General features: G+C 36.1%; 15 protein-coding genes. 4 read left to right on the top strand and 11 right to left on the bottom strand.

What is annotated here, in order from left to right:
- Positions 1–28 precede the first annotated feature (28 nt).
- The 5 genes from pdeM to SJY30_RS11980 are packed head-to-tail and all read right to left on the bottom strand — an operon-like array spanning position 29 to position 6,328.
- Positions 29–739, bottom strand: coding sequence for a ligase-associated DNA damage response endonuclease PdeM (pdeM, locus tag SJY30_RS12000; RefSeq protein ID WP_396632415.1), 711 nt, complete (start codon positions 737–739; stop codon positions 29–31).
- A gap of 52 nt (positions 740–791) precedes the next feature.
- Positions 792–3,263 carry a ligase-associated DNA damage response DEXH box helicase gene (locus SJY30_RS11995; protein WP_396632414.1) on the bottom strand — a complete coding sequence of 824 codons (2,472 nt, stop codon included), beginning with the start codon at positions 3,261–3,263 and terminating at the stop codon, positions 792–794.
- 42 nt (positions 3,264–3,305) lie between these two features.
- The gene (locus tag SJY30_RS11990) at positions 3,306–3,623 is read right to left on the bottom strand and encodes a GIY-YIG nuclease family protein (RefSeq protein ID WP_396632413.1); all 318 of its coding nucleotides are present in this window, start codon (positions 3,621–3,623) and stop codon (positions 3,306–3,308) included.
- A 48-nt stretch (positions 3,624–3,671) separates the two neighbouring features.
- A complete protein-coding gene (locus SJY30_RS11985) occupies positions 3,672–5,306 on the bottom strand; it encodes an ATP-dependent DNA ligase (RefSeq protein WP_396632412.1) in 1,635 nt (544 codons plus the stop codon).
- Positions 5,303–6,328 (bottom strand): ligase-associated DNA damage response exonuclease, encoded by a 1,026-nt coding sequence (locus SJY30_RS11980; RefSeq protein ID WP_396632411.1) that lies wholly within the window; start codon positions 6,326–6,328, stop codon positions 5,303–5,305. Before SJY30_RS11980 ends, SJY30_RS11985 begins: the two co-directional genes overlap by 4 nt.
- Before the next feature lie 103 nt (positions 6,329–6,431).
- Between SJY30_RS11980 and SJY30_RS11975 the strand changes: the two genes are divergently transcribed.
- Positions 6,432–6,854 carry a TerB family tellurite resistance protein gene (locus tag SJY30_RS11975; RefSeq protein ID WP_396632410.1) on the top strand — a complete coding sequence of 141 codons (423 nt, stop codon included), beginning with the start codon at positions 6,432–6,434 and terminating at the stop codon, positions 6,852–6,854.
- 52 nt (positions 6,855–6,906) lie between these two features.
- Here the strand turns inward: SJY30_RS11975 and fbp are convergent, their stop codons facing one another.
- Positions 6,907–7,917, bottom strand: a complete 1,011-nt coding sequence (gene fbp / locus SJY30_RS11970; RefSeq protein WP_396632409.1) for a class 1 fructose-bisphosphatase — start codon at positions 7,915–7,917, stop codon at positions 6,907–6,909.
- A gap of 108 nt (positions 7,918–8,025) precedes the next feature.
- Between fbp and SJY30_RS11965 the strand changes: the two genes are divergently transcribed.
- From SJY30_RS11965 to SJY30_RS11955, 3 genes are all read left to right on the top strand, one after another.
- Positions 8,026–8,508 (top strand): GNAT family N-acetyltransferase, encoded by a 483-nt coding sequence (locus SJY30_RS11965; RefSeq protein ID WP_396632408.1) that lies wholly within the window; start codon positions 8,026–8,028, stop codon positions 8,506–8,508.
- 37 nt (positions 8,509–8,545) lie between these two features.
- Positions 8,546–9,793, top strand: a complete 1,248-nt coding sequence (locus tag SJY30_RS11960; protein ID WP_396632407.1) for an aspartate kinase — start codon at positions 8,546–8,548, stop codon at positions 9,791–9,793.
- A gap of 81 nt (positions 9,794–9,874) precedes the next feature.
- Entirely contained in the window at positions 9,875–11,701 is a 1,827-nt protein-coding gene (locus SJY30_RS11955; protein WP_396632406.1) for a GNAT family N-acyltransferase, read from the top strand.
- Here SJY30_RS11955 and SJY30_RS11950 read toward each other — a convergent pair.
- From SJY30_RS11950 to SJY30_RS11930, 5 genes are all read right to left on the bottom strand, one after another.
- Positions 11,698–12,198: a GNAT family N-acetyltransferase gene (locus SJY30_RS11950; RefSeq protein WP_396632405.1), complete on the bottom strand. Its 501-nt coding sequence runs from the start codon at positions 12,196–12,198 to the stop codon at positions 11,698–11,700. The two genes, SJY30_RS11955 and SJY30_RS11950, sit on opposite strands and share 4 nt — an antisense overlap.
- Positions 12,199–12,209: 11 nt before the next feature.
- The gene (locus SJY30_RS11945; RefSeq protein WP_396632404.1) at positions 12,210–12,533 is read right to left on the bottom strand and encodes an ArsR/SmtB family transcription factor; all 324 of its coding nucleotides are present in this window, start codon (positions 12,531–12,533) and stop codon (positions 12,210–12,212) included.
- 79 nt (positions 12,534–12,612) lie between these two features.
- Positions 12,613–13,005, bottom strand: coding sequence for a TM2 domain-containing protein (locus tag SJY30_RS11940; protein WP_396632403.1), 393 nt, complete (start codon positions 13,003–13,005; stop codon positions 12,613–12,615).
- A 55-nt stretch (positions 13,006–13,060) separates the two neighbouring features.
- Positions 13,061–13,447, bottom strand: coding sequence for a VOC family protein (locus SJY30_RS11935; RefSeq protein ID WP_396632402.1), 387 nt, complete (start codon positions 13,445–13,447; stop codon positions 13,061–13,063).
- A gap of 6 nt (positions 13,448–13,453) precedes the next feature.
- Positions 13,454–13,909: a DUF1801 domain-containing protein gene (locus SJY30_RS11930; protein ID WP_396632401.1), complete on the bottom strand. Its 456-nt coding sequence runs from the start codon at positions 13,907–13,909 to the stop codon at positions 13,454–13,456.
- Between the last annotated feature and the right edge of the window lies 1 nt (position 13,910).

The following is a 13,910-nucleotide window of genomic DNA, read 5'->3' as shown; positions in this document are numbered from 1 at the left end:
AGTTATGCTCTTTAGCACATTAAACGAACTATTTTCGGTATTTACGCTTCTTTTTCACCTCTTTTATTGGAACAGGTAGTACTGCATCGCCTAAAAGGGCATAGACTTCACAACCATCAGAAGGTTCTAAAGTGTAGGTGCCTGTAAATTCACCAAATGCAGGCACTATCATTTGATGCTTGGTTTTATAAAAACATGGTAGTCTTACCGATTGCCTGCCTAATCCACTTAATTTAATGGCGGGGTGTATGTGTCCCGAAAAATTAAAAAGACCTTCTCGTGCTTCTGGGTGGTGGGTCAAAAGAAAAGAATCGACTATCAACTCGGGAATTACCTTTATTGATAAAGCTTCATATTTTAAGGGCGATATGATATCATGATTGCCGCTTACAAGAATAATTTCAGCTGATATGGTTTTTACCCATTTTTCGAAAATTGCCCATTCTATATTTAATGAGGAATGGAATAAATCACCTAAAAAAATAATTGTTTTAGGTTTAAAATAGTCTACAACTTCAGTTAAAGCATCAAAATTTTGCTGTACAGCTTGTTGCGGTACTGCAGCGCCATATTTTCTAAAATGAGAAACCTTGCCTAAATGAACATCACTGATCAATAGCATTGAATTTTCTGACCAGAATAATGCGCCAGAGAAATGCATTTCAAAAGTTTGATTATGAAGGATGATGGAATGGGTCATTGATGCAAAATTACAAGAAAGTCCGGATTTAAAATTCATGTTGACCTCAAGAACAGAAATTCCCTCTTTGGTGGTTAAAGGGCAAGGTTTTTTATTTCTTCATCAATAGTGCAGCCATCTTTTTAATTCGATCAGCCAATTTTTCGCTTGATAATTTTTCACGTCCCACACGTTCGGTAATTAAAGGGAAAGAAAATGGTGTGGGTTGATCGCACGCCTTCCAAACGATTTCTTGTGTTGCAATTCGCTCTAAGGACAATCGTAAACGACCTTCTTCTAATTGGTGTTCAAAAGTCTCGGTAAAGGCTTGTTGAAATAACAAATTGTCAGGCTCATAATCTCTAAATACATCGAATAGCAATTGAGAACTGCTTTGCAAATGCTTCATTTTAATTCCCTTTTTAGGGTAGCCAGTAAAGACCATTCCGCTAATAATGGCAACATCCCTAAACCTGCGGCGCGCCATTTCGGTAGCATTTAAGCTTTTTTGCAAATCATCTAACATATAATCTGTCGTAAACAGATAATTATCCAAAACTTGTTGAATATCTATGGGCTGGTCTGATAACAGTTCAAAACCGTAATCATTGAATGCTAATGAAAAAGTAATAGGGGAGAGCAAACTAATGCGATAGCCCAGTAAGCTGCCCATGGCTTCGTGAACAAAACGACCTTCAAAAGGGTAGAAGAGGTGATGGTAGCCATCGCGAGTTTTAAAGGTTTCAATTAAAAATTCCGATGGTTTGGGTACAATACTATCTCTTTGCTGTCGGTCAAAAAGAGGTTTCAATGCCCGTATTTCTGCAGATTGATTTTTTATAGGTTCACCAGAACTGTATAATTCGTTTCTAAGTAACTCGGACATTTGAGCGGATAGTGTTAGTCGGCTCCCCATCCAACTAGAAATCTTATTGGTTTTTTTGTTAGAGTTTTTTACCTGAACGGTCATTTCTTTTATCCGAATGAATTCTAGGTTTCTGCCCGCAAACGTAAATACATCACCTCTATTTAGTTTAGAAATAAAGAACTCTTCAATAGATCCAATGTAGCCTCCTTTTTGGTACTTGACAGATAAATTTACATCACCTACAATAGTGCCTATTTGAAAACGGTGACGCATCGCAACACCGCGATTATTCACCTTGAACTTGCCATCTTCTTCAATTTCTACTTTTTTATACTCGTCATAACTCTGTAAACTTTGGCTGCCCATCACCAAAAAATTCAATAACCATTGCCACTTTTCTTCAGTAAGTGCTTGGTAGCAAAATGTCTGCTTTATTTCTTGATAAATTTCTTTAGGATAGAATCCGTCAGAAATCGCCAAAGTGGTTAAGTATTGCAAGAGCACATCATAACTGTTGAGGTAAGGTATGCGGTCTTCAACGGTATTCTGCTTTACTGCTTTTTGCAATGCCGATGCTTCTATAAGTTCAATGGCATGCGTGGGCAGAAAATAGATAACACTTTCCTTACCAGGTCTGTGACCGCTACGCCCAGCACGTTGTAAAAAACGGGCAACCCCTTTTGGACCGCCAATTTGTATCACCGTTTCTACCGGAGCAAAATCTACGCCTAAGTCTAAACTAGAGGTGCAAACAACCGCTTTTAGCTGCTCATTTCGAATGGCATTTTCTACCCAAACCCGTGTTTCTTTATTTATACTACCATGGTGCATTGCCATTTCACCTGCATATTCAGGGTGTTTTTCCAGTATTTTCTGAAACCAAATTTCGCACTGACTTCTAGTATTTGTAAAAAGTAGAGTGGTTTTGCTATTATTGATAATAGGTATTACATCTTCTAACAAATGCAGCCCTAAATGCCCACGCCAAGGAAAGGTTTCCATCTTTTTAGGAATGATACTTTTTACCGAAATCTTTTTATTGATTTTGGCTTTTATGAGAACGGAATTTTCAAGAGTTTGAGATTCAATACCTAGTAGCACATCTCGTGCTTGTTCTAAATTACCTATAGTTGCAGAGATTCCCCAAATTCGTAATTGTGGCGATACATTTTTTAAGCGAGATAGTGCAAGCTCCATTTGTACACCCCGTTTGGTTCCAAGAATCTCGTGCCACTCATCAACGACAATTGCCGAACAGTCTTTAAAAATTTTCTCATAACCTTTTGATGCTAAAAGTAGCTGTAGGCTTTCGGGAGTGGTAATCAGCAAATCTGGCATTTGCTTTTTTTGCTTAGCGCGTTCTTTCGTGGTGGTATCACCAGACCGAATACCAACGGTCATTTGGGTGCCTAAATCTAAGGTAATACGTTCTGCGGATTGTTTTATTTCTTGGGATAATGCACGTAGTGGCGTAATCCAAATAGCCTTTAATCCCTTTTTATGCTTTGTCTTATAGTTGGGATTTTTTTTAATGTAATTCAGTACAATAGGAAACCACAATGCATATGTTTTACCACTACCTGTTGGTGCATTTAGGAGTCCGTTTTTACCCTGTAGAAATGCTTTCCAAGTGTCTTTTTGGAATTTAAATGGTTTCCAATCTTGTTCTTGAAACCAATTTTCGGCGATATCGTATAGTTCTTGTCTTTTTACCATTGCGAGCAAAGCGAAGCAATCTGTTTAATTTATTCTTGAATTTTATTTTTTGTTCCGAAGTTGAAAATTATCGTCTAACCAATTAATAGAAAGATCACCCCATTCAGGATTCATTGAGTTTATTAACTCTTCCTTTTTTTTCCGATTGCCAGCTTTTAATTTCAATTCTCTTTTAAATGCACCTTCCACATTTTCAAATTCCTCAAAATAAACTAGTATATCGCAATTGTATTTCTTGGTGAAAGCATTTGGGTATATTCTGTTTTTATGTTCATTCATTCTTCTTTTAATGTCATCTGTAGCTCCAACATAAACAACTGTTTTATTTTTATTGGTTGTTATATAGACATATCCTTTCATTTTATTTGGGTTTGTGAAATTAACAGATGTAGATTAACTATTAGTTTTTTATTCAACAGATTCCTTCGCTTCGCTCGGAATTAAGTTCTTCAAATCCTCAAGCGTATTCGCTTCATGAATATTCTTGTCTTTTCGCCATCGTAACATTCTTGGGAAACGAGTGGCTATTCCACTTTTATGTCGCTTAGATAACGCGATACCTTCAAAAGCTATTTCGAAGACGTGATGCGGAGTTACACTTCTTACAGGTCCAAATCTTTCTAGGGTATTTTTCTTTATCCAGGCATCAAGCTTTCTGAATTCCGCATCTGTTAATCCGGAATAAGCCTTTGCAAAAGTTACCAGTTCTTTTTCTCCTTCCTCGTTGTCTTTCCAAAGGGCAAAGGTATAATCTGTAAAGAGATTACTGCGCCTTCCATGCCCTCTCATGGCATAGGTAAGTACGGCGTCAATAGTTAACGGGTCAACTTTCCATTTCCACCAGTCACCCTTTTTTCGTCCTACTAAATAAGGAGAATCTTTTCTTTTTAGCATCAATCCCTCGCTATGCATTTCACGAGAGCGATCTCTTTCTTGTGCCAACTCATCCCATGATTTAAAATGCATTGTTTCAGAAATGTGAAGCGGTATTTCGTTTTGGCTACGTTCGGTGATATCGTTAAACATTTTCTCTAAAATCTCCCTGCGCTCCATAAAAGGTAACTGTCGAATGTCTTTTCCTTCCCATTCTAAAATGTCATAGACTTTTAAAATAACAGGCACTTTTTTCATAAGCGCCGCGGTTACATTCTTACGCCCAATACGGGTTTGTAAATCGTTAAATGTTCCAATTGTTCCATTAGGATAAGGAAGAATTTCGCCATCTATAACAGTACCATTGGGAATTACGCTGATAAATTTTTCAAACTCAGGATATTTATCCGTCACCAATTCTTCACCACGGCTCCAAACAAAAAGTTCATCATTTCTAAGGATAACTTGTGAGCGGATGCCATCCCATTTATGTTCTGCTGACCAGTCATGAATATCGCCTAAGTCAGAAGCTTCACCTTCTATTGCATAGGCTAAATAAAATGGGTAGGGTTTCGATAAATAATCACTTTCATTTTCTTCAAGTACCAATTGCTGAAACGAAATAGTGTTGGGGTCCCAATTTCCCATTAGTTTATACGCTAGTATATCTTCATCTATTTCGGTAGCTTTGGCTAATGCCCGGGTCATAAGTTTTTGACTAACTCCAATTCTGAATCCGCCAGTTATCAATTTTGTAAATACAAAACGTTCATAGTAGTTTAATACTTTCCAGTTTTCATATAAATACGTTTTCTTTTTTTCATCTGTCTTCTTTTTTAATGCGATCATTTCTTGTAAGAAGACTGTTAAGCTTTTATCTGATGACTGATTTGCTGCGGGAATGACCAATGCTATGGTCTCGGCTAAATCACCTACAATATGATAACTCTCTTCAAATAACCACAGGGGTATATTTGCCAATTCTGATGCCCAAGTTCTTAAAAGGGTGGTATTGACAGGTCTTGGTGGTCTTCTATGAGATAAAATAGCTATTGTCCATACCTTATCGGCATCGTTCGCTTTTAAAAAGTAATCGGTCAATGCTTGTACCTTAACCGTCGTTTTATTGGTGCTATCTAGTGTCTTTATGAGCTGGGCGAAATTTTTCATATGGCTGCAGTAGATTTTGAAGCCAGTGCGGTTTCGTTTTCTTCTTCACCGTATTGTGTAGCTTCAGTTCGTGCATCATAACCTTGTTCTCGCAAATATTTGGAGAATATATCTGTGTACCCGTGTGTGCATATAATTTTTTCCGCTCCTGTTGCTTCAATACTTTGTAGAAGTCCAGGCCAATCGCAATGATCGCTTAATACAAAACCTTTATCAATGGCTCTTCTTCTGCGAGCTCCTCTAAAGGTCATCCATCCGCTTGCGGAAGCAGTTACATAAGGGACCATTTTTCTGATCCACGTACTGCCATGTGCACTCGGCGGTGCTAATACAATATTGCCCAGTAATTGCTCTTTTTTTGTTTCTCTGGTAATCAAAGTCGTTTTTGGAAAATCTACAAGAGGGCGCAATACCTCTGTCATATTTTCAATGGCGCCATGGGTGTAAATTTCACCAATGTCCGTATTTAAATATTTTAATAGACGCTGCGCCTTACCTAAACTATAGCCAAAAAGTATAGAGGTTTTGCCTTCAGCTTTATTTTCTGCCCACCAATTATTTATGTTCTCTAGCACTTCTGTTTGTGGCGTCCATTTAAATGCAGGAAGTCCAAAAGTACATTCGGTTATAAATGTGTTGCATTTTATAGGTTCGTACGGAGTAGAAATGCCATCATGTTCAGTTTTGTAATCGCCTGTAAACACCCAAACCTCACCTTTATGTTCTACACGTATTTGCGATGAACCAATAATATGACCAGCTGGGTGCAAACTAAAAGTTACATTGTTGATGACGAATGTTTCTCCCCATTCTTTTCCTGTAACATTGATTTCACCTAATCTGTGAAGAATAATAGGAACATTTCTATGATGTGTTATATACTTTTTATGACCATATCTACTATGGTCTGCATGACCGTGCGATATTATGGCATGGTCAACGGGTTTCCATGGATCTAAATATACATTGGCTTCTTCACAATAAATGCCATTGTTTGTAAATTGTAATAGCGGAGTTTTCATAGCAATGTCAAGTTACACATTTAGATTACAAACAAAGTTGATGACAAACGAAACTATGACCTCTAAAAAAATTATATTTGCTCAAATAATTAAAAAATAAAATATGTCTTTTGCAGATTTATATACAAGTGGGGAGCATAGAAGAAATTTGGCTCACTTTGCCGCTTTAGCAACTTTAGCGTCTATTGATGGTGAAATTAGTACAGAAGAAAAAAAATTATTAGACCGTTTCGCTAGTAAGTTAGATATTACCGAGTCTGAATATAAAGAGGTATTTAAGAAAGAAAATAAATACCCAATAGATTCTACACCAAATTCTGAAAAAAGATTAGAGCGTTTATATGACTTATTTAGAATTGTATACTCTGATCACGAAATTGATGATGAAGAGAGAATTTTAATTAAGAGATATGCTATTGGTCTTGGTTTTACAGGAGAGAAAGCTGATGATATTATTGAGCGTTCTGTAGCAATATTTGGAGGTAAGTTCGATTTTGAAGATTATTTATATCTTCTAAATAAATAAATACCGAAAGTATAAAATAAAAAAAAAGGGAGCGTTTAGCTCCCTTTTTTTATTAATGATATTTATCTAAAAATTCTTGTAGTTTCTCTACCATGTTTTTGCTTCCACAGAAAAACGGAACCCGTTGATGAAGCTCTGTTGGTTCAATATCCATGATTCGGTTTTTACCGCCAATGGCTAAACCGTTTGCTTGTTCGGCTAAAAAAGCCATTGGGTTACACTCATACAATAACCTAAGTTTACCACTCTCTGTAACACTACTCTTTGGGTACATGTAAATACCTCCTTTGATCATGTTTCTATGAAAGTCAGATACTAAAGATCCTATGTACCTAGAAGTATAAGGTCTGTCATCTTCCTCCATTTGGCAATACTTGATATAATCTTTTACACCTTGATGAAAATGCACGTAATTACCTTCATTTACAGAATAGATTCTACCATTTTCAGGGAATTGCATGTTAGGGTGAGATAGATAGAACGTACCTAATGCCGGGTTCAATGTAAAGCCGTTTACACCATCACCTGTTGTATAAACCAACATGGTAGAGGTGCCATAAACAACATACCCTGCCGCAACTTGTTTGTTGCCAGGTTGAAGAAAATCTTCCATAGTTACTGGTGTACCTACCGGAGTTACACGTCTGTAAATAGAAAAAATAGTACCTACGGAAACGTTCACATCAATATTAGAAGAACCATCTAAAGGATCTATAAGAACTACATATTTGTTTTGATGGTTTTCATCATTACTGTTAATACTGATGAAGCTATCTTCTTCTTCAGAGGCTATACCACAGACAATTTCTCTATTTTTTAATGTTTGAATGAATTTGTCATTCGCGAATAAATCAAGTTTCTGCTGGTCTTCGCCTTGTACGTTGGTTTCACCAACTCCGCCTAAAATATCGATTAGCCCTGCTTTGCTAACTTCGTGGTTAACTACTTTAGCGGCTAATCTAATAGCATTGATAAGTTTTGATAATTCACCTGAAGAGTATTGAAATGAATCTTGATTTTCAATAATAAACTCGCCTAGGGTCTGATTTCTTTTTGGAGACATTTTTTAGTTTATGGTTATATACAAATATCGTGTATTTTGTTAAACGTTTCATTTTCATTTTAATTACATTTTTTAAATTTATAACTTTGTGTTTTATTTGTAACAATTATGAATTATACGATTAGAGTTGCCCAGAGAGAAGATATGAAGCAAGTGCTTCAATTAATTCAAGAATTAGCCATTTTTGAGAAGGAAGATGATGCAGTAGAGGTAAGTGTGCAAGATTTGGAGGAAGACGGATTTGGTAAACAGAAGTTGTTTCATTGTTTTGTTGCAGAAAAGAGTGATAAAATTGTTGGGATGGCTTTAGTATACCCAAGATATTCTACTTGGAAAGGACCTGTAATACATTTAGAGGATTTAATCGTCACTAAAGAAATGCGTGGTTCAGGTTTAGGTACGGCACTGCTAAACGAGGTGGTTAAATATGGTAATGATTTAGGGGTGAAGAGAATATGTTGGGAGGTATTGGATTGGAACGAGCCTGCCATTGGTTTCTATGAAAGTAAAGGGGCTAACGTTATGAGAGATTGGGATGTGGTTCAATTGGATGAAACCGGTATAAAGGAGTACTTAAGCGCATTGGCTTAATTAAAAAAGAACAAAAAAATTTAGATAGATATTGAGTATGAGGGTTTTTAAATTTGGAGGAGCATCTGTTAAAGATGCAGATGCTGTTAAAAATGTAGTGAAGGTTTTGCAAGAAGTAGGGTATGAAAATACGCTATTGGTTGTTTCGGCAATGGGGAAAACAACCAATGCCATGGAAGATATCATAAACGCTTATTTTAACGATAAACAAGAAATACCATCTAAAGTAGCAGAGTTGGTAGATTACCATCATAATATTGTTTCAGAATTATTTCCTAATGCACAGCATGCTATTTATAAAGAAATAAAGATTCTAATTGATGAAATAAACGGATTTTTAGTTTGGAACAAATCCCCCAACTATAACTTTGTTTACGATCAAATTGTTGGTTACGGAGAATTACTTTCTACCACCATAATTAGCGCATACTTTAAAGAAGTTGGTATTACAAATAATTGGTTAGATGTACGAAACTTCATTAAAACCGATAGTAATTATAGAGATACCACTGTAGACTGGGAGCGTACACAAGATAACGTTACTAAAATTGACCAAAAGGTGTTGAACATAACACAGGGTTTCTTAGGTAGTGATGATAATAACTTTACTACGACATTAGGTCGTGAAGGATCGGATTACTCTGCAGCTATATTGGCGTATTGTTTAAATGCGGATTCTGTAACCATTTGGAAAGATGTACCTGGCGTTTTAAATGCAGATCCAAGATATTTTGAGGAAACACAATTGCTTAATAATATCTCTTACAGAGAAGCTATTGAATTGGCATTCTACGGTGCATCGGTAATTCACCCAAAAACATTACAACCGTTGCAACGTAAAGAGATTCCGCTTCATGTAAAATCTTTCGTTAATCCTAAAGGAAAAGGAACAACGGTAGGTAAGGGTGTTGGTATAGAACCAAAAGTTCCTTGTTTCATCGTTAAGAAGAATCAGGTATTAATGAAATTATCTTCGCTAGATTTCTCTTTCATAGTTGAAGATAGTATTAGCGAACTTTTTAAATTGTTTCATCAACATAAAATTAAGGTAGACTTAATCCAGAATTCCGCTATTAGTTTTTCTGTATGTATCGACAATAAATTTGGAGGCTTGGAAAAACTTTTACAACAATTGAAAAGTAAGTTTAAAGTTGCTCATCATGAAAATGTATCCTTGTATACCATTAGGCACTTTAATACTAAAGCGTTAGAATCATTACAGAACGGACATGAGTTGTTATTGGAGCAGCGCGGTACGGAAACTGTTCAGCTGGTAGTGAAGTAATTTCAAGTTCATTTCAATAATTTTTAATAGGTACCTACAAGGGCTATTTTCCTATATTTACAGTCTAATCGATGATGATTTATGGGTTTAGTTACCGCAAAGGAAATTGCCAAGGCTATCAATATCTCCAAATACGGAGTGTTTGGTACTTTTATTGGTAGGGTGTTGTTGAAGGTTACGAGATTATCTGGTATTAATAGATATTATGATACTATTGCCCACTTAAAAGGCGAGGACTATGCTAATGCAATTTTAGAACACTTTGAAATTGATTACGAAATTCCTGAAGAAGACTTTAGACGTTTGCCAAAAGAAGGACCGTACGTTACTATTAGTAATCACCCGTTAGGAGCTATTGACGGTATTTTACTATTTAAATTAATGGTAAAGCAACGCCCGGACTATAAGATTATGGCTAACTTTCTGTTGCAAAGAATGGTGCCGTTAGAGCCTTATGTACTACCAGTTAATCCTTTTACTGAACATAAAAATACGAGAAGTAATTTAGCCGGGTTCAAAAAAACGTTAGAACATTTAAATAATGGTCATGTATTAGGGGTTTTTCCTGCTGGTGAAGTCTCTACTTATAAAGACGGTAAACTCATTGTAGATAAACCTTGGGAAGAAGCAGCTATAAAATTGATCAGAAAGGCAAATGTACCTGTAGTTCCTATTTATTTTCATGCGAAGAATAGTTCTTTGTTTTATCGCATTTCTAAATTAGGCGATTCTTTACGTACGGCAATGATTCCGTCACAAGTATTCTCTCAAAGAAATAGACCTATTAAAGTGAGAATAGGGCAGCCAATTTCTGTAAATGCCCAAAAAGAGATTGAAAGTTTAGAGGAGTATACAGACCTGTTGCGTCGTAAAACCTACATGTTGTCTAATGCATACGAGAAAGAGCGTTTAATAGATCAAATACCTACATCGCTTAAAATACCTAAACAGCCCAAAAAGATTGCCGAGGCTGTACGTAAAGAGGTGATGGAAGGGGAAATAGAAAAACTTAGGGAAAAAGATTGCCGCTTACTTCAAAGTAAGAACTACGAGGTTTTTTTAGCGAAAGAAAAAGACATGCCGTTCATCTTAAAAGAAATTGGGAGACAGCGCGAAGTAACTTTTAGAGCAATAGGTGAAGGAACTAATAAAGCTATTGATCTTGATAGCTTTGATAGTTATTACCACCATCTTTTTCTTTGGGATAATCAAGCAAAATGTATTGTTGGCGCCTATAGGATGGGTATGGGATCAGAGATTTTTCCTGAACACGGTATAAACGGTTTTTATGTTCAAGACCTCTTTAGGGTAGAGCCAGAATTGTACGGTATGATGCAAAATTCCATAGAAATGGGTCGTGCTTATATTACCAAAGAATACCAACAAAAACCAATGCCTTTATTTTTACTTTGGAAAGGGATTGTGCATACTACATTGCGGTTTCCTGAGCATAAGTATTTAATTGGGGGTGTTAGTATCAGCAACCAATTTTCTAACTTCTCTAAATCATTGATGATCGAGTTTATGAAGTCTAACTATTGGGATCCATATGTTGCTCAGTATATTAGACCTAAAAAGGAATTTAAAGTGAAACTTAATGATGCGGATAAGGAGTTCGTTTTTGATGAAACACAAGCCGATTTAAATAAGTTTGATAGATTAATAGATGAGGTAGAACCAGGAAGTCTTCGCTTACCGGTTTTAATCAAAAAGTATATCAAGCAAAATGCAAAAGTAGTCGCGTTCAACGTTGATCCATTATTCAATAATTCGGTAGACGGATTAATGTATATTAAGATTTCCGATTTACCGGAGAGTACTGTAAAACCTGTCATGGAAGAGTTTCAGGCAGAATTGGAACGGAAGTTATTGGAATCTCAAAATTCAGAGATAGAAGGGCAAATTTAATCGACACCAACAATACTACTACGTCGTTCAAAAAGCACATTGTCTACCCACTTTCCGTGTAGTTTTCCAATACGTTCACGTTTGCCGATCATCCTAAATCCTGTTGCTTCGTGGACTTTGATACTGCCATAGTTGGTAGGGAATATGCCAGATTGTAGTGTCCAAATACCTTCTTGTTCGCTTGCGCTTATTACATGTTGTAATAATAATTTACCCAAACCTTTACCTCTGCTTTTTTTAGAAATATAGACGCTTATTTCTGCCACCCCGCCATACACGCATCTGTTGGAAACAGGGGAGAGTGCAACCCAACCTAATATTTCATTATCACTTTCAGCTACAAAACGGCAGTTGCTCATATGTGCTTTGTCCCAAGTTTCAAAAGTGGGGACTTTGGTTTCAAAAGTGGCTATGCCAGTATCAATGCCTTCTTTGTAGATATTAGCAACGAATTCCCAATCTGTGGGCAGCATTGTTCTTATTGTTATATCATTCATATAAAGTTTTTTTAACAACAATTACTTTTGGTGGCATCGAAGAAAGTATTTAATAGTGCTTGTACCGCTGTCCATTTTTGTAAATTAATACAATAACATACTTTTTTACCTTCAATTTCACCTCTAATTAAATCTATACTTTTTAATTCTTTTAAATGCTGTGAAATAGTAGGTTGTGCTAAACCTATTTCATCAACGATGTCATTGCAAATACATGCATCTTGCTGGCTTATGTATTGTAGAATTGCAATACGTGCAGGGTTGGACAGTACCTTGAAAATGACCGCTAACTTATTCTGCTCTGTATTAAAAATTTGCGTTTTGGTAATTCCCATTTTGTATTTATATATTGCTATATTACGATAATGAAATATATAAAAAAAGCCAGATAAGGTTTTATCTGGCTTAAGTTATTTAGAACCAAGGTTTTCTGCCTACTTGGTATGTATTGTAAAATTCCTCGTCTGATTTTGTTAGGTATATAATACCTTCTATTAACCCTACTATAGCAGTAGCAGTTAAAATGAATCCTCCAATTACAAAGCAAACAGTAATATAACCTATTACAGTAGCTCCTAATAAAATAAACCCTTCTTTCTGGTATCCCAATATGAATTTGTGCACACCTAGTGATCCTAAGATTATAGCCAATATCCCGACTAATACTTTTTTGTTTTCTCCTCCAGCTCCACTGAAGGCTTCTCTTGCCCCTGCAGTAAATTCGTCTGCGGTCTTTTTAGCTCCTTCGCTAAATTCTCTTGCAGATTCTTCTGCCTTATCTCCGAAATCTTTGTTTTCTTCTGACATTCTCTTGTTGTTTGGTGGTTATTATTAAGGGTTAAATGTAGCGATTATTTAAACATCATAGAAATGCTTTATCAATTGGTTCCCAAAGTTCTAGCTTATTTCCGTCTGGGTCCAAAATCCATCCAAATTTTCCATATTCAAATTCTTGGATATCACCAACAACAGTAACTCCTTCTTTCTTGAGAACTTCCAATAGCTCAACTAGGTTTTCAACCCTAAAGTTCATCATGAAACTTGATTGGCTAGGCTTGAAATATTCTGTGTCTGCATTCATTGGGCTCCATTGTGTTGAGCAGTCGTTGCCTTCTTTGTCTTTCCACCAAAAAGTACAGCCATATTGATCTGTATTTAGCCCTAAATGCTTGTTGTACCAATTTTTAGAATGGTCAGGGTCTTTTGTTTTAAAGAAGAATCCGCCTAAGCCTGTTACTCTATTTTGCATAGCTATCTATTTTTTGATATTATTCTCGTATAAACTAATCCATTCTTGGGGAGTCATTTTAGTGCATAGTTCTGCAATGAGCTTGTACGGAATATCATCCATACTTTTAAAACGAACACAACTTTTGCCCATATCTAGCTTGCGTTTGCAATGAATAGGGTATTCGTTCTTGAACCAGTTCATTAAAGCAGGGTCTGCATATATGCCGGAGTGATAAAGTGCGATAAAATTCTTCTGTGAAGCTAAATTAATAAAAGGCAACGGTAGTTCTGCTTGTACATGATACCCTGCCGGATATAAAGAATGTGGCACTACATAGCCCAACATGCCATAACTTAATTGCTCTTCAAAACCATTTGGTAAATTTTGTAAAATAATACCTCTTATCTTTTCAATAACCTCTTTGCGTTCTAGTGGTAATTGGGCAATATATTCGTCTGGTGTGTTGGCTTTGTATTTCATA

Source organism: Maribacter sp. R86514 (assembly GCF_044597005.1).
Lineage (GTDB): Bacteria > Bacteroidota > Bacteroidia > Flavobacteriales > Flavobacteriaceae > Maribacter.
Note: the sequence above shows the minus strand (reverse complement) of the source record. Positions and strands in the feature narration are given on the sequence as shown.

Excerpts from the sequence above, each read along its gene's own strand:
- SJY30_RS11990 (WP_396632413.1), bottom strand. The coding sequence starts at position 3,623 with ATGAAAGGATATGTCTATATAACAACCAATAAAAATAAAACAGTTGTT.
- SJY30_RS11950 (WP_396632405.1), bottom strand. The coding sequence starts at position 12,198 with ATGAATGATATAACAATAAGAACAATGCTGCCCACAGATTGGGAATTC.
- SJY30_RS11930 (WP_396632401.1), bottom strand. The coding sequence starts at position 13,909 with ATGAAATACAAAGCCAACACACCAGACGAATATATTGCCCAATTACCA.
- SJY30_RS11985 (WP_396632412.1), bottom strand. The coding sequence starts at position 5,306 with ATGAAAAATTTCGCCCAGCTCATAAAGACACTAGATAGCACCAATAAA.
- SJY30_RS11965 (WP_396632408.1), top strand. The coding sequence starts at position 8,026 with ATGAATTATACGATTAGAGTTGCCCAGAGAGAAGATATGAAGCAAGTG.
- SJY30_RS11945 (WP_396632404.1), bottom strand. The coding sequence starts at position 12,533 with ATGGGAATTACCAAAACGCAAATTTTTAATACAGAGCAGAATAAGTTA.
- SJY30_RS11995 (WP_396632414.1), bottom strand. The coding sequence starts at position 3,263 with ATGGTAAAAAGACAAGAACTATACGATATCGCCGAAAATTGGTTTCAA.
- pdeM (WP_396632415.1), bottom strand. The coding sequence starts at position 739 with ATGAATTTTAAATCCGGACTTTCTTGTAATTTTGCATCAATGACCCAT.
- SJY30_RS11960 (WP_396632407.1), top strand. The coding sequence starts at position 8,546 with ATGAGGGTTTTTAAATTTGGAGGAGCATCTGTTAAAGATGCAGATGCT.
- SJY30_RS11935 (WP_396632402.1), bottom strand. The coding sequence starts at position 13,447 with ATGCAAAATAGAGTAACAGGCTTAGGCGGATTCTTCTTTAAAACAAAA.
- SJY30_RS11955 (WP_396632406.1), top strand. The coding sequence starts at position 9,875 with ATGGGTTTAGTTACCGCAAAGGAAATTGCCAAGGCTATCAATATCTCC.
- fbp (WP_396632409.1), bottom strand. The coding sequence starts at position 7,917 with ATGTCTCCAAAAAGAAATCAGACCCTAGGCGAGTTTATTATTGAAAAT.
- SJY30_RS11975 (WP_396632410.1), top strand. The coding sequence starts at position 6,432 with ATGTCTTTTGCAGATTTATATACAAGTGGGGAGCATAGAAGAAATTTG.
- SJY30_RS11980 (WP_396632411.1), bottom strand. The coding sequence starts at position 6,328 with ATGAAAACTCCGCTATTACAATTTACAAACAATGGCATTTATTGTGAA.
- SJY30_RS11940 (WP_396632403.1), bottom strand. The coding sequence starts at position 13,005 with ATGTCAGAAGAAAACAAAGATTTCGGAGATAAGGCAGAAGAATCTGCA.